Genomic DNA, 15,516 nt, shown 5'->3' with positions numbered 1-15,516 from the left:
TCCGTTTTGCTTTCTGATGCCCTGCCACCTGTGAATAGCCGTTACTGATTCACCTCGCACCGGCTGACCATCCGCCAGTTGCGCGGCAGTTCCCGCACATCTCCGGCCAGGGTCACTTTACCGCTGGCACGAATATCGGCGCTGGAAGCCCCGACCTGCACGTCGATAACGCCAGGTTCAACGATGCGTTTATGCGCTGCGTTGGTGAAATTCAGCATGTCGGTTGGAATACTGAAATTCAGCGTGGCGGTTTCTCCGGTGTTCAGTGCTACGCGCTGGAACGCTTTAAGCTCATGTACCGGTCTAACCAGAGAAGCCACGCAGTCGCGCAGATAAACCTGAACCACTTCACTGCCTGCCTGCGAACCGGAATTGGTCACCTGAATCTGTAAGAAAATTTCGCCGTTTTCGATGGCAACTGGCTGCCGATTTAACTGTAAATCGTGATACCTGAACGCGGTGCCGCTTAGCCCGTAACCGAACGGATATTTCGCGCCGAAGTGGAACGCAATGGGCGTCCCGCCACTTTTCAGTTTGTGGTTGTAGTAATACGGCATCGCGCCCGCACTTTTCGGTACGGAAACCACCAGCCGCCCGGATGGCGCTTCTTTGCCACTTAACACATCGGCAATTGCCCGTCCGCCTTCCTGTCCGGGCGCGAACGCCATCAGGAACCCGGCCACTTCTTCCTCCAGTCCGCCCAGTGAATAGGGGCGTCCACCGGTCATGATCACAATCGTCGGTTTACCGGTCGCCACAACCTGCTCAAGCAATTGTTGCTGAACGCCGGGCAACTGAAGGCTGTCGGTATCAGAACCTTCGCCAACGGTGCCGCTCTGGAACAAACCAGCCAGATCGCCGACAAACACCAGCGCAACGTCACTTTCCTGCGCCAGTTTTACCGCGCTGGCAATCTGCGTGGTGTCCGGTGAAATGGGTGGGTTTTGCATCGGCTTGCCTGCATCACCGGGGAATACCGGCGCACCGGCTGTACGTTTTTCGAGAATATGGCAGCCTTTTGCGAAACGAATATTCTGCTCGCCGTACGCCGAGCGCAGCGCCCGAAGCGGCGTCGTGACCTGTCCGGTGTGCGCTTCCATCTCGCTGATAATCAGATGTACCGGGAAACTGTAACCGCTGAGCAACGCCAGCGGGTCGTCCGCCGTGGGGCCGATCACCGCGATTTTCTGGCCGGTTGCAGGTTTCAGCGGCAGAATGCCGTTATTTTCCAGTAATGTAATGGAGCGAACCGCCACTTCCCACGCCAGTTCACGCACGGCGGGTTGCTGCATTTCAGGCTGTGAATCGGGGGCATAAGGCCGTTCGAAAAGCCCGAGGCGGAATTTTTCCGTCAGAACCCGGCTGACAATGTCGTCGATTTTTGCCATATCAATCAGCCCGCGTGATACCGCGTCGGCCAGATGCTGGGTGCAATCGCCTTTCGGTAATTCAATATCCAGACCGGCATTAAATGCCAGCGCCGCCGATTCGGCATCATCGTGGCTGACGCCGTGATGCTGATGTAGCAGACTGACGCCACCGTAATCTGCCACGATCAGTCCGTCAAAGCCCCATTGTTCGCGCAGAATTTCCGTCAGCAGGAAATGATCGCTGTGGCACGGTTGGCCGTCGATATCGTGATAAGCCGGCATGACGGAACCGGCGTTTGCCAGTTTTACCGCCATTTCGAACGGCAGCAGGAAGGTATCGTTGAGTTCACGGAACCCCAGGTGTACCGGGGCGTGATTGCGTGCGCCTTCGCTGAAAGAATGGCCGACGTAATGTTTGAGCGTGGCGAGTAAATCGCGGTTTTCGCCCTGTAAACCGCGCACGTAGGCTGTCGCCATGATCCCCACCAAATACGGATCTTCGCCAAACGTTTCTTCGGTACGTCCCCAGCGCACATCGCGCGACACATCCAGAACGGGCGCTAACCCCTGATGGCATCCGACGCTCAGCGCTTCCTGCCGGATGGCGGCGGCGACCTTTTCCATCAGCTCCGGATCCCACGTCGACGCGTAACTGAGCGAAGAGGGGAACAGCGTGGCATCTTTGCACAGCAAACCGACCAGGCATTCTTCGTGAAACATCGCCGGAATGCCCAGTCGCGTTTCTTCAACCAGCGTTTTTTGCAGACGGTTCAGCGCCCGGACGCCTTCCTGCGGGCTGACAACGTGCGTCCCCATCGGACGGGTGATTTGCCCAGCGCCGGACGCCAGCTGCTTTTCCAGCGCCAACGTTTCTTTATGACCGGCAAAATCATCACTGAGATCTGAACGTTCTTTATGGTTTCCGTTGCTGTCGAGGATGAGCCAAAACGCGTGCATCTGGGCGAATTTTTCCTCCGGCGTCATGCGTGCCAGCAGGTCGGCAACGCGAGCTGCAACGGGCTGTGCAGCATCCTGATACAGATGAGTCATCGTATTTCTCCTTGATTAACCGCGGGAACAACGTATGAAAAGGTGAAGCATGAGCAGAAGTATTGTGAATGGGGCAAAGGTAAACAATTGAGGAAAGGAATATGTAATTTACGTTTTTTGATTTTGTTTTCTATTTGTGAACGGGATCAAACTGAGCGAAGCAAATGTCCGTGCCAGCAGAATTTGGGGCGGGAGGTGTTAATTACGGCGCATCTGGTGTTTAATTACGCGTTGAAGAGTCTTAGTTAGGAGTTGAACGTCGTATGTCCCATATCAGCGCTGGCGTTGAATACGCATTGCATTGCCTGTTGTATGTCGCCGATCCGCAGGGAAAGGTGACGGAGGCCAGTGTGCGCGATTTGTCAGAACTTCAGGGGGTGCCGTTCGACTATGTCGCGAAACTGTTTACCAAACTGCACAAAGCCCGGTTGATCATTGCGACCGAAGGCGCAAAAGGTGGGATCCGGCTGGCGAAGCCTCCACATGAAATCACCGTGCTGGACGTCGTGGACGCCGTTGACGGGCGCAAAAAACTGTTCGACTGTAAGGAAATCCGTAACCGATGTGCGGTATTCGAAGATACGCCGCCGTCCTGGGCGAGTGCGGGGCTTTGCGCGATTCACTCGCTGATGATTGATGCTGACAACAGCATGCGCGCCGTGCTCGCCGCCCAAACACTGGCCGGGCTGGCGGGCCAGTTCGGGCGCAAAGCGCCGCCGGAGTTCGGGCAACAGGTCAGCCGCTGGCTGGGCGATCGCGGTTCACGCCGGATCCTCTGAATTTTCAATTCCTCATATTTCGCTGAAACGGCCAGTATCCTGAAGATGCTGGCCGTTTTTGCATTTTCGTTCGCAATGTCCCCTGAAATTTTTCTGCAAAAGGATCTTGCCATGCAGGTATTAACAGGCGTATTTTTAACTACGACAAAATTAGTCGTAGTTAAAAAGTGTTCTGCACACTCACCCTAAGGAAAAGCATGAAAATTTTACACGTCGATGCCAGCTCGAAATTCCACCAGTGGTCAAACTCCCGTGCTTTGGGACGTTATTTTTTCGAGCAGCTTGAGCAGCAGGGAACGGATATTGAGATTGATTATCTGGATGTGACGGAAGAGGTGCAGCCACACATTTCTGCGGAATTCGTGCAGGCGACATATACGCCTGAAGATCAGCGTACAGGCCGCATGCGTGAAGTGCTGGCCGATTCAGATGCGCTGTGCAAACGCGTTCTGGAAGCCGATGCACTGGTGTGTGCGATGCCGATGTACAACTGGACTATTCCGTCGACGTTCAAAACGTTCATCGACAACATTGTCCGCACCAACATCACTTACGATTTGCATGCAGATGGCACCACCAGCGGTAATCTTGGCGATAAAAAAGTGCTGTTTATCACCACGCGCGGTGCGGATCTGGGCGAGGGAAGTCCTTACGCGGCAATGGATTCGATGACGCCGGTGCTGAGAAATGCGTTTCTTTTCATGGGCGTGCAAAACCCGTGGTTTGTTGATGCACAGCCACTGCAATTTTCTGATGAAGCGGCGCGCGATGCCGGGCTGGCAAAAGCCCGCACTGAACTGGATGCGATCTCCTGCGAATGGGCGGAAAGCGTTGCAGTCACAGCATAGTGATGAAAGACAGTGGGCTTGTCTGAACATTTTCAAAATGCGGTGAAAGCCAGGCTCTCACCGCTGTCACGGATTAAACCTCCGCTTTAGGGGCCGTAACTTTGGAACAACTAACTCCCCATTGGCATTGTAATAACGGCTTGGCCAGATTTCCCACGCCGGAACGCCGATCATTGCCGCAATAATCAACTCACCTTTGGGCCAGCGTCGCGACAGCGTATTGGACAGGGTTGATGCCCCCAGCCCCGAATCACGCGAGAGTGCCGTCAGCGTTGAGCTTTTTTGCGAATTGCAGCGATAATATCGGCGGGATGCCAGTCTTCACGGGTGTTCTTCATATGCTCTCTCCGTAAGACACGGGAGCATAAATCAACAGTGGGGGAGGAAGTATTGCCTGCCTTGGCGTGTCGTTCATGGTTCATTGTCCAGTAGTTTGATGTTACAGCGACCACCGGAGTTGAGAATCTCACTGGTGGTAGCCCTGACGGGGTTCTCAACACCGGTTCTACTGGATACCGGCCTGACCGAAGTCAGCCCCGCCTGAGCCACCATTGAGATATTGCTTGTTGTTTGTACAGGCAATAGCTATGCGCAGACCCAAAACGTGAAATGCAGTTGTACATTTCATGTCGCCAGTAAACATTTAGGTTGAGAATCCTGGTTACGGATTTTGCCGCAACGGGGGAATTATAACGTAACCGCTTACGGGTACCAACACCGCATTAGGAGTGCCTTTAAATTCCAGACGTTAAATGAGCGAATTAGTGGTTGGAGAGGGGCAAACGGAAGCTACTAATCACAGCTCTTAACGCCGCAGGAAGCTGGCGATGGCCGGGATAATACAGAAAAAAACCCGGAAACGTCACCGACCAGTCTTCGAGCACGCGGACAAGCAGCCCCTGCCCGACAAGTGCACATCGCCCCGGATGCGTACTCCTGATGATATCCACGAACCCATCGTTTGTGGCGAGCTCCAGCCGGATATCCGGAAACTTCCGGGTAAATTGTTTTAACAGCGGCATAAAAACAAGTTCAGCGGCAATGCGTGGCGTGTTAATGCGTACCGTTCCCTGCGGGAGTTCCCTGTACGTATTCACTTTCTCTACCGCACGGGTAATGGCCGAAAAAGCGGGCGCGATTTCGGCCAGCAGCGCAATACCGGCTTCAGTGGGTGAAACGGTGCGCGTGGTGGTGTGGCTGTGCAGCGACGAAGCGCGGTTTGTCACCGGGCAAAATCTGCTGGTGGACGGCGGTTTTACCATCGCCGGGTTGCGCTAGTTCCAATGCTGATGCTCAGGGATGAGCGTCAGCCTTCACAAAATCTGAAGCCCATCACAATTTCAACACCCGGCTGACATTACAACTTGTTTCTGCGAGCGATTCGCCAGAGAATCCGGGTCAGAAAGCAGGATTGTTACTGTCTGACAGGCAAAACCTAAACTTCTTGTTTCTTCGCATAACGTGAAGAAACCGGACGTTTAGGTTTTTTTTTGGCCTGAATTCAGGGGCCGGCCGCCCCTTTGAAATACAACGGCAATGTCGTGCACGACGCCATTACTCTGATGAGATAACACCATGGAATATAAAACCTTAGCCGAAGAGATTCTCCGCGGAGTAGGCGGAAAGGAAAACGTAAACAGCGTGGTGCATTGCGCCACCCGTTTACGGTTCAAGCTTAAAAATATCAGTAAAGCCGATGCCGCCGGATTAAAAAAGAATCCGGGCGTCATTATGGTGGTGGAAAGCGGCGGCCAGTTTCAGGTCGTGATCGGCAACCATGTCGGCGCGGTGTACGAAGCGCTGGTGCGCGGCAGTGCGCTTTCCGACAGCGGCGATGATGAAACGCAGGACAACGGCACTCTGTTTGCTCGCGCCATTGACGTCATTTCCGGCATTTTTACGCCGTTCATCGGCATCATGGCAGCGTCGGGGATCCTGAAAGGTTTCCTGGCACTGGCGCTGGCCTGCGGCTGGCTGAATCCGGAAAGCGGCACCTATAAAGTCTGGTTTGCCGCCAGCGATGCCATGTTTTACTTCTTCCCGCTGGTGATCGGCTTTACCGCCGGGAAGAAATTCGGCGGCAATCCGTTTGTCACGATGATGATTGGCGGTGCGATGGTGCATCCGCTGATGACGGCAGCCTTCAACGCCCAGCAGCCCGGCGTGCCCTCAGAACATTTCTTTGGTATCCCGCTGGTTTTTATTAACTACGCATCATCGGTTATTCCGGTGATCCTCGCCGCGTGGGCGTCGAGCTGGCTGGAAAAACGTATGATGAAACTGCTGCCGGGCTCCCTGCGCAATTTCATTACACCGCTTATCTGCCTGATGGTAATTGTTCCGCTGACGTTCCTGCTTATCGGGCCTGTCGCGACCTGGGCCAGCCAGCAACTCGCCAACGGCTATCAGTTTATCTACCACATCAGCCCGACAATCGCCGGTGCCTTTATGGGCGCGCTGTGGCAGGTTTGCGTCATTTTCGGCCTGCACTGGGGGCTGGTGCCGCTGATGATCAACAACTTCAGTATTCTCGGCCATGACACCATGTTGCCGCTGTTATTGCCTGCGGTCATGGGACAGGTTGGCGCTGTAATCGGCGTGATGTTGCGTGCCAAAGACGCGCGCACCAAAGCACTGGCGGGTTCGGCGATCAGCGCCGGAATTTTCGGTATCACAGAACCGGCGGTTTATGGGATTAACCTGCCACGCCGCCGTCCGTTTATTTTCGGCTGCGTCGGCGGCGCGCTGGGCGCGGCAATCCTGGGCTATTTCCAGACCACCGCCTATTCCTTTGGCTTTGCCAGCATCTTCACGTTCACGCAGATCATTCCACCGACAGGTTTCGACCAGACGGTTACCGCTGCAATTGCCGGCACCGCCGTTGCTATTGTTTTTGCTGCACTGGCGACCTTTTTCTTCGGCATGAACGACGAGGTTGCACAGCGTGAAACGGCCGATGCGGCGGTAGCTCCGGCTTCCGTTCAGGCTCCGCGCGGAAAAACGCTGGTGACCAGCCCGATGACCGGTGCCTGCGTGGCGCTGGAAGAGGTGAAAGACCCGACGTTTGCCAGCGGTTTGCTGGGCAAAGGCGTGGCAATTATTCCGTCTGCGGGCCGTGTGGTTTCGCCGGTCAACGGCACGGTGGTTTCCCTGTTTAAAACCCATCACGCCATCGGTATTGAATCGGAAGACGGCGCTGAAATCCTGATCCACGTCGGTATCGATACGGTGAAACTCGATGGCAAATTCTTCACGCCGCACGTAGCCGTGGACGCGGTCGTCAAACAGGGCGATTTGCTGCTGGAGTTTGATATTCAGGGCATTACTGATGCGGGTTACGACCTGACAACGCCGGTGCTGATTACCAACAGCGACGATTATCTCGACGTTATCCCGGCCAATATTGGTCATGACGTCGGCGAAGAAACCTTATTACTTACCCTTTTACGATAACAGTCAGAACCAGGAGGTTCACATGAGCAAGCACTTCCCGAAGGAATTCTTATGGGGCGGCGCAGTGGCAGCCAATCAGGTTGAAGGCGCATACCTGACCGACGGTAAAGGATTATCCACCTCAGACCTGCAACCGCAGGGCGTATTCGGCCCGGTGCAGGAACGTGTAGAAGGCGATTTCGGTATTAAAGATGTGGCGATTGATTTTTACCACCGTTACCCGGAAGACATGAAACTGTTTGCCGAAATGGGCTTCACCGTATTACGCACGTCAATTGCCTGGACGCGTATTTTCCCGCAAGGCGACGAGTTGCAACCTAACGAAGCCGGTCTGGCCTTCTACGACCGCCTCTTTGATGAAATGGCAAAATACGGTATCACGCCGCTGGTGACGCTATCCCATTATGAAATGCCTTACGGCATCGTGAAAAAACACGGCGGCTGGGGCAGCCGGGATACCATCGGATTCTTTGAGAATTACGCCCGTACCGTGTTCACCCGTTACAAAGATAAAGTGAAACACTGGCTGACGTTCAACGAAATCAACATGTCGCTGCACGCGCCGTTTACGGGCGTCGGGTTGCCGGAAGGCAGCAGCAAGCAGGCGATTTATCAGGCCATTCACCACCAGCTTGTGGCGAGTGCCAAAGCGGTAAAAGCCTGTCACGAAATTATTCCTGACGGCCAAATCGGCAACATGTTGCTGGGCGGAATGCTGTATCCGCTGACCTGCAAACCGGCCGATATGATGGAAACGCTGCAACAAAACCGGGAATGGTTATTCTTCGGCGACGTTCAGGTGCGCGGTGCGTATCCGGTCTATATGAAGCGTTTCTTTAAAGACCGCGGCATGGAAATAAATATTACTGCCGAAGATAAAATCGCTCTGAAAGAAACCGTCGATTTTATATCATTCAGTTATTACATGACCGGTTGTGTGACCACGGATGAAGAACAAAATATTAAAGCGCGCGCCAATATATTAAATATGGTGCCAAATCCACATTTACAAAGTTCAGAATGGGGCTGGCAGATTGATCCGGAAGGCTTACGGTTCTTAATGAATGAATTATATGACCGTTACCAGAAACCGTTATTTATTGTTGAGAATGGCCTGGGTGCCCGCGATAAAGTCGAAGCGGACGGCAGCATTAATGACGATTACCGCATTCAATATATCAACGACCATCTGGTGCAGGTGCGCGAAGCCATTGAAGACGGCGTGGAAGTTATGGGCTACACCAGCTGGGGGCCTATCGATCTGGTGAGCGCATCGAAAGCCGAATTCTCCAAACGCTACGGTTATATTTACGTCGACCGTGACGATCAGGGAAACGGGACGCTGGAACGCCGCCGTAAGAAAAGCTTCTTCTGGTATGCCGAGGTGATTAAATCTCACGGCGCATCGTTAAAAGCCTAAATAAACCGTAATCCGGTGGCCTGATTATTATCAGGTCACTCAAAATCTAAAATATTTATATAATGCGAAATTCCACCCGCAGGACATTCTGCGCCTGCGGGAAGGAATTCGAATAACAATAAAATAATCAATAATTCGAAGGGAATGTAATGATGAAATTTTCTCAGACTTCTGTTTTACCTACACAGGATGGCACGTTATATAAAAAACGACCCGCGCCATATTCTTATCGTCAATATCTTGCGCTGGCTGTTTGTCTGGCCAGCGCAGGACTTCAACCGGCGCTGGCCGCCAGTGACTGGAACGGAACCGTGCTCGGTTTTGAAGCACCGGCCAAAGGAATGCTCGGTGATATGCTGGGGATCCGACCGATTCTTGAAGACCACGGTTTCCATTATCAGCTCGGCTACCTGAGTGAATCCTCTTATAACGCCGGTGGCGGTTACAACCATGACAAGAAACTGGCGTACATCGACCAGTTCTCGCTGACGTTTACACAGGATCTGGAAATGTATACCGGCATTCCCGATGCGGCGATTGAAGGGAACATTGTCAACCGGAACCATAACGACAATCTGACGTCGGAACGCACACAGGATCCACGCGTCGGTTTTAACGATATCGCACAGGAAAGCTGGGGAGGCCAGTCGATTACGCGTCTGGGCTGGCTGACCTTCGGGCGCAGTTTCGACGACCGTAAACTGCACTGGCGTATCGGCATGATGAACAAGAATCAGGATTTCGATCAGATTATCCCGTGTGATTTCCAGTTGCTCAGCCAGTGCGGGGGGAAATCGGCGAACTCGATGACCTGGTACAACTGGAATAAGCATTACTGGGGCACCACCGTCCAGTACAAACTGACGCCCGGCCTGACGCTCAAAACCGGCATCATGGAACAGAACCCGGACGCGTCGGACCGAAAATACGCCTGGAGCGGTTCGCTGAAAGGCGCGCGCGGTATTTTACTGCCAATGGAAGCGGAGCTGAAAACCAAGGTCAACGGTTTGCCGGGGATTTATAATTTCGGGCTGTTGTACACCAACTCGCCGCAGCAGGATCTCTCGGAAGGGAAAACGCAAAGCGTCGGGGCCAGTGATCCTGAGGGTTACCGTTCCCACAGCAGCACCTGGTTTATGTACACTGGTTTCAACCAGCAGGTGACGCAGCGCGGCGATGACCCGAACCGCGGCATGAGCGTGTCGTACAGTCTCGGCCTGGCCGACCAGCGCAGCAACAGCATTCACTACACGCAGGCAGCGTCCATGCGCTATCGCGGGCTGTTCGATGCGCGTCCTGACGACTGGCTCGGCTTTGGCATGACGTACATTAAAATGAGCGATCACTACCGGCAAAATCAGGAAAACCTGAATGCCATTTATCAGGTCGATGATTACAGTAATCCGCTGTATACGCCGTTGTCCGGGCATTCGGTTAACGCGGATTTGTACTATCAGATTAAGGTGCGTTCATGGCTTATTCTGCAACCGGATTTGCAATACTGGTATCGTCCGGGCGGCGTGAAAGAAACGCAGGACGCCTGGGTGACCGGGCTGAAAGCGATTGTCACTTTCTGAGTGCCGGGCTTGTTGGAACGCCGGGATCGTTATCACGCTTTTTCAGTAATGTGCATTGAGTGGCTGATCTAACCTGTTAATATTATCAGACAGATACGCAATGCTGCGCCAGATAAAACCTGATCTTCTTCGCCGACGGTCGGGTTTTTCTTTTCAGGGAATCACAATGAAAATCGCCAAAATTTTAAATAATAACGTGGTGGTGGTTGTCAACGATCAGCAGCGGGAACAGGTCGTCATGGGCCGCGGTCTGGCGTTTATGAAAAAAACGGGAGATGAACTTGATGACAGCAAAATCGAGAAAATCTTTGCCCTGCAAAACGACGAACTGGTCGCGCATCTGACCGAGCTGCTGTCGCATATTCCGATGGAAGTGATGACCACCTGCGACCAGATCATCTCGCTGGCGCGAAACCGGCTGGGCAAGTTGCAGGAAAATCTGTATATCGCGCTGACCGACCACTGTAATTTTGCCATTGAGCGCCAGAAACAAGGCGTGCCCATCAGCAATGCGTTGTTGTGGGAAACCCGCCAGTTGTATCCGAAAGAATATGCGTTGGGCGTAGAAGCGCTGGACATTATCGATGCGCGTCTGGGTGTGCGTCTGCCGGTGGATGAAGCCGGATTCATTGCCCTGCATCTGGTCAACGCTCAACTGAACGGTGAAATGCCGGAAGTGGCACGCATTACCCGCGTGATGCAGGAAATCCTCAATCTGGTGAAATACCAGCTGCGCCTGGAATATGACGAAGAGTCGCTGAGTTATCAGCGCTTCGTTACCCACCTCAAATTCTTTGCCCAGCGGATGCTCAACCGTACCGTGGTCGCCGACGATGATATGACGCTGCATGTGGCGGTAAAAGAAAATTACCCGCAGGCCTGGCTGTGTTCAGAAAAAATCGGGGAATATCTGGCGGCGCAGTATGAACGCGGGCTGACGACCGAAGAAATCATGTACTTGTCGATCAACATCGAACGGGTGCGCAAAGAGAGCAAGCCGCCAGATCATGCATAAAACCGTCGTTGTGCGCACAATTCACGCTGCGAATTATGTCTTATCACAATTTTTAAGTACGGTTTTTTTTGCCTCATTTAATGAGAACAGGTAGCATCCTTCGCCGTTATTGCATCAAAAACAGTTCCGGCTAAAAAAACTACAGTGGGTTAACCACGTAAACGTCGTCGCTTGCAATCGTTTGCTTGCAGCACCGGCGTCAGGTGAAGGTTATTTTGGAGAACAAGTCATAATGAAGTCTCATAAGAAATCGGCAGAGGCAAAACACGCCGCAAAACGGCGCTGGCTGGATTCGCACGAAAGCGGTTATCACAAGAGCATGGGCAATCGTCAGGTTCAGATGATTGCTATTGGTGGCTCTATTGGTACCGGTTTATTCCTCGGTGCGGGTGCGCGTTTACAGATGGCAGGCCCGGCGCTGGCTATCGTGTATGCAGTATGTGGTATTTTCTCATTCTTTATTCTGCGTGCACTGGGCGAACTGGTTTTACACCGTCCGACCAGCGGCAGCTTCGTCTCCTATGCCCGTGAATTCCTGGGTGAAAAAGCCTCCTACGTGGCGGGCTGGATGTACTTCCTGAACTGGGCGATGACCGGCATTGTCGATATCACCGCAGTGGCTCTGTACATGCACTACTGGGGAACCTTCGGTGATGTCCCGCAATGGATGTTTGCCCTTGGTGCGCTGGCGATTGTGGCGACCATGAACATGATTGGCGTGAAGTGGTTCGCCGAAATGGAATTCTGGTTTGCGCTGATCAAAGTCGCGGCTATCGCGATCTTCCTGGTGGTCGGTGTGGTGTTCCTCGGCACCGGAAAACAGCTCGACGGGAATACTACCGGTCTGCATCTGATCACGGATAACGGCGGTATCTTCCCGCACGGCCTGTTACCGGCGCTGGTCTTAGTGCAGGGGGTGGTCTTCGCCTTTGCGGCTATCGAACTGGTCGGTACCGCCGCAGGCGAAACGAAAAATCCTGAAAAAGTGCTGCCGAAAGCCATCAACAGCGTGATCTGGCGTATTGCACTGTTCTACGTCGGCTCCGTGGTGCTGCTGGTTCTGCTGTTGCCATGGAATGCGTATCAGGCAGGCCAGAGCCCGTTTGTCACCTTCTTCAGCAAGCTCGGCGTGCCGTACATCGGGACGATCATGAATATCGTGGTGCTGACCGCTGCGCTGTCGAGCCTGAACTCTGGCCTGTATTCCACCGGTCGTATTCTGCGTTCGTTGTCGATGGGCGGTTCCGCACCGAAATTCATGTCGAAGATGAGCGCGCAACAGGTGCCTTATGCGGGTATTTTGGTGACTGTAGGCATTTACGTAATAGGCGTTATCCTCAACTATTACGTGCCGACGCAGGTCTTTGAGATTGTCCTGAACATCGCGTCACTGGGTATCCTCAGTTCATGGGCATTTATCATCGTGTGCCAGATGAAACTGCGTACCGCCATCAAAGAAGGTCGCGCGAAAGACGTCTCCTTCAAAATGCCGTGGGCACCATTCACGTCGTGGCTGACGCTGGTCTTCCTGGCGGGCGTGCTGATCCTGATGGCCTTTGATTACCCGAACGGAACCTACACGATAGCGACCATTCCGGTGCTGATCATTCTGCTGGTACTGGGCTGGATTGGTTTGCGTAAGCGCGCGGCGGAAGTTCATGCCGAGCAGGCTGCGCACGAAGAAGCGCATCAGGAAAGCGTGGAATCGAAGTAACCTGAGTTATCGCAGTTAAAATGGCCTTCCTCTTTACAGAGTGAAGGCCATTTTGTTTTTCAGGGGATAGCTAATCAGACGATAGTAAAGCTGAATTCGCTCAGCCCTTCGATCCCGCCGGTGATCACATCACCGCGCACCACCGGGCCGACGCCCGCAGGCGTACCGGTGTAAATCAGGTCACCCGGCTTGAGTTCTACCGCCTGCGACAGATAGCTGATCACATCCGCCACCGGCCAGATCTGATCATTTAAATCGCCGCGCTGACGTTTTTCACCGTTCACATCCAGCCATATTTTACCGGCGGCAGGATGTCCGGTCTGGCTGACCGGCAGCAGCGGATTTGCCGGTGCGGAATCATCAAACCCTTTAGCAAAATCCCACGGACGGCCCAGTTTTTTCGCCTGCGCCTGAATATCGCGACGGGTCAGATCCACGCCCACGGAATAGCCCCAGACGTGAGAAAGCGCGTCTTCGGGGGCAATGTTTTTCCCGCCTTTCGCCAGCGCGACCACCAGCTCAACTTCGTAATGCAAATCTTCGGTCAGCGTCGGATACGGCACATTGCCGCTGGCCGGGATCACCGCATCGGCAGGTTTTGAGAAGAAGAACGGCGGCTCGCGGTCAGGATCATGGCCCATTTCGCGGGCGTGTTCAGAATAGTTCCGGCCAACGCAATACACGCGGCGTAAAGGGAAACGCGCACTCTGGCCTTCAACGGCCAGAGAAGGCGTTTTGGGTACGGCAATTACAAATTCGGTCATCGTATTCACTTCACAAAGTTAACGTATTTTCATATTTGCAAAGCGGACACCGGTTGACCAGCAAATTGTTGTTACTGGTCAATGTCGGACGGTCAGGATTTGTAACGCGGTGCCGGATGTGACTGGCTGAACACCGGCACCATTGCGCTGCGGCGCGCTTCGAAATCAATCCATTGTTGTTCATCCTGCAACGGAGGAATGGTGATTTTTTCCTTGCTGTCAAAACCCAGCAGCGCGGCATCAACCAGTTCACCGACTTCCATCACGCCGGAAATTTCGTCGATATTCTTGCCGGAGCGTTCCCAGATTTCAGTGCGCGTCGCGGCTGGCAAGACGGCCTGCACGTATAAACCGCGCTCTTCCAGTTCGAACTGCAAGGTCTGGCTGAAGGTCAGCACAAAGGCTTTCGTCGCGGAATAGACCGCCGCGCGGGCTTCCGGCATCAGCGCCATCACTGAGGCAATATTGATAATCGCGCCGTCTTTGTGTTTCAGCAGGCCATCCAGCGCCACGCGGGAAAGACGCGCCACAGACGTGACGTTCAGGGTAATCAGATTTTCAATGGCATCGGCGTCGCTGTTTTCAAAGCCGCCTTTCAGGGAAGCCCCGGCGTTGTTGATCAGCAGAGTAATTTGCGGATTTGCGCGGATAAAATCTTCGACGCGAACCAGATCTTCAGAACGGGTCAGGTCTGCGGGCAAAACGGTCACGTTTGTGCGGTACTCCTGTTGCAGACGCTCTGCCAGTGCATCCAGTCGTGCAACGTCGCGCGCCACCAGAATCAGGTCATAACCGCGTTTCGCCAGACGGTCAGCATAGGTCGCGCCGATACCGCTGGATGCGCCGGTGATTAAAGCGACGGAGTGTGAAACTTTTGAATCAGACATGGCAGAACCTCTCAGAAATGTGAATGTGGTTTAATGATGAAACTAGGTGATTTTTAGCACTGGTGGTTTTATAATGCAACCAGATTTTGTAAACCGCCCTGAGCAGGAAGTGCCATGAAACGAACCCGACTGGAAAACACGCCATGCCCGGCAGGCCGCGCGCTGGATTTAATAGGTGACTGGTGGACGCTGCTGATTGTCCGTGATGCGATGCACGGTGTTTCGCGGTTCAGTGAATTCCAGCGTAGCCTGGGCGCGGCGAAAAACATTCTCAGCACGCGCCTGAAAGCGCTGGTTGCCGAAGGCATCCTGAAAGTGGAACCCGCCGCCGACGGTTCGGCGTATCAGGAATACGTCCTGACAGAAAAAGGCCACGCGCTGCGTCCTGTGCTGATCGCATTAGGACAGTGGGGAAGTGAATACCTGTTCGAAGAAGGCGAAGCCTGCACCCTGATGGTCGACACCAAAAACCGCCAGCCCCTGCGCAAAATCGAACTGCGCGCACAAGACGGACGAATACTGGAAGATAACGAAATTACAGCGATAGTCCCCCAAATCCCACACTGATCAGCTTTTGAGAAATTTCACTGGCGTATTCAAAAATGCATAAAAAATCCCACTGGCGCGCTCAGAAATTTT

14 protein-coding genes and 1 pseudogene are annotated in these 15,516 nt (G+C 53.6%); 9 read left to right on the top strand and 6 right to left on the bottom strand.

The window, feature by feature from the left end:
• Positions 1–41: 41 nt before the first annotated feature.
• On the bottom strand, positions 42–2,420 hold the full coding sequence (locus ACM5QY_RS18320; protein ID WP_416122110.1) for a glycoside hydrolase family 3 N-terminal domain-containing protein: 2,379 nt from the start codon (positions 2,418–2,420) through the stop codon (positions 42–44).
• 263 nt (positions 2,421–2,683) lie between these two features.
• On the opposite strand from ACM5QY_RS18320, the gene ACM5QY_RS18315 reads away from it, so the two are divergent.
• Together ACM5QY_RS18315 and ACM5QY_RS18310 are read left to right on the top strand one after the other, a co-directional pair.
• The gene (locus ACM5QY_RS18315; RefSeq protein WP_416122109.1) at positions 2,684–3,199 is read left to right on the top strand and encodes an RrF2 family transcriptional regulator; all 516 of its coding nucleotides are present in this window, start codon (positions 2,684–2,686) and stop codon (positions 3,197–3,199) included.
• Positions 3,200–3,396: 197 nt separating this feature from the next.
• Complete coding sequence (locus ACM5QY_RS18310) at positions 3,397–4,047, top strand: FMN-dependent NADH-azoreductase (RefSeq protein ID WP_416122108.1); 651 nt, start codon at positions 3,397–3,399, stop codon at positions 4,045–4,047.
• Between the two features lie 66 nt (positions 4,048–4,113).
• Here the strand turns inward: ACM5QY_RS18310 and ACM5QY_RS18305 are convergent.
• The 3 genes and pseudogenes from ACM5QY_RS18305 to ACM5QY_RS18295 form a co-directional block, all read right to left on the bottom strand.
• A pseudogene (locus ACM5QY_RS18305) lies at positions 4,114–4,385 on the bottom strand (helix-turn-helix domain-containing protein).
• Positions 4,386–4,458: 73 nt separating this feature from the next.
• Positions 4,459–4,599, bottom strand: coding sequence for an ash family protein (locus tag ACM5QY_RS18300; protein ID WP_195814525.1), 141 nt, complete (start codon positions 4,597–4,599; stop codon positions 4,459–4,461).
• Positions 4,600–4,808: 209 nt separating this feature from the next.
• Positions 4,809–5,144 carry a LysR substrate-binding domain-containing protein gene (locus tag ACM5QY_RS18295; RefSeq protein ID WP_416122107.1) on the bottom strand — a complete coding sequence of 112 codons (336 nt, stop codon included), beginning with the start codon at positions 5,142–5,144 and terminating at the stop codon, positions 4,809–4,811.
• A 19-nt stretch (positions 5,145–5,163) separates the two neighbouring features.
• Between ACM5QY_RS18295 and ACM5QY_RS18290 the strand changes: the two genes are divergently transcribed.
• The 6 genes from ACM5QY_RS18290 (at position 5,164) to ansP (ending at position 13,226) form a co-directional block, all read left to right on the top strand.
• Positions 5,164–5,325, top strand: a complete 162-nt coding sequence (locus ACM5QY_RS18290; RefSeq protein ID WP_416122106.1) for an SDR family oxidoreductase — start codon at positions 5,164–5,166, stop codon at positions 5,323–5,325.
• Positions 5,326–5,622: 297 nt separating this feature from the next.
• The gene (bglF, locus tag ACM5QY_RS18285) at positions 5,623–7,500 is read left to right on the top strand and encodes a PTS beta-glucoside transporter subunit IIABC (RefSeq protein ID WP_416122105.1); all 1,878 of its coding nucleotides are present in this window, start codon (positions 5,623–5,625) and stop codon (positions 7,498–7,500) included.
• Positions 7,501–7,522: 22 nt separating this feature from the next.
• Positions 7,523–8,920, top strand: a complete 1,398-nt coding sequence (locus ACM5QY_RS18280) for a glycoside hydrolase family 1 protein (protein WP_416122104.1) — start codon at positions 7,523–7,525, stop codon at positions 8,918–8,920.
• 149 nt (positions 8,921–9,069) lie between these two features.
• Entirely contained in the window at positions 9,070–10,497 is a 1,428-nt protein-coding gene (locus tag ACM5QY_RS18275) for a carbohydrate porin (protein WP_416122103.1), read from the top strand.
• Between the two features lie 166 nt (positions 10,498–10,663).
• On the top strand, positions 10,664–11,512 hold the full coding sequence (bglG, locus tag ACM5QY_RS18270; RefSeq protein WP_416122102.1) for a transcriptional antiterminator BglG: 849 nt from the start codon (positions 10,664–10,666) through the stop codon (positions 11,510–11,512).
• Positions 11,513–11,744: 232 nt separating this feature from the next.
• Positions 11,745–13,226 (top strand): L-asparagine permease, encoded by a 1,482-nt coding sequence (ansP, locus tag ACM5QY_RS18265; RefSeq protein WP_416122101.1) that lies wholly within the window; start codon positions 11,745–11,747, stop codon positions 13,224–13,226.
• 74 nt (positions 13,227–13,300) lie between these two features.
• Here the strand turns inward: ansP and ACM5QY_RS18260 are convergent, their stop codons facing one another.
• Positions 13,301–13,990 (bottom strand): fumarylacetoacetate hydrolase family protein, encoded by a 690-nt coding sequence (locus ACM5QY_RS18260; protein WP_416122100.1) that lies wholly within the window; start codon positions 13,988–13,990, stop codon positions 13,301–13,303.
• Positions 13,991–14,082: 92 nt separating this feature from the next.
• Positions 14,083–14,877 carry an SDR family NAD(P)-dependent oxidoreductase gene (locus ACM5QY_RS18255; RefSeq protein WP_416122099.1) on the bottom strand — a complete coding sequence of 265 codons (795 nt, stop codon included), beginning with the start codon at positions 14,875–14,877 and terminating at the stop codon, positions 14,083–14,085.
• A 114-nt stretch (positions 14,878–14,991) separates the two neighbouring features.
• On the opposite strand from ACM5QY_RS18255, the gene ACM5QY_RS18250 reads away from it, so the two are divergent.
• Positions 14,992–15,444, top strand: a complete 453-nt coding sequence (locus ACM5QY_RS18250) for a winged helix-turn-helix transcriptional regulator (RefSeq protein WP_416122098.1) — start codon at positions 14,992–14,994, stop codon at positions 15,442–15,444.
• Positions 15,445–15,516 lie beyond the last annotated feature (72 nt).

The organism is Rahnella sp. PCH160 (genome assembly GCF_047784855.1).
Lineage (GTDB): Bacteria > Pseudomonadota > Gammaproteobacteria > Enterobacterales > Enterobacteriaceae > Rahnella.
The sequence above is the reverse complement of the archived record's forward strand: the minus strand, read 5'-3'. Positions and strand labels throughout refer to the sequence as shown.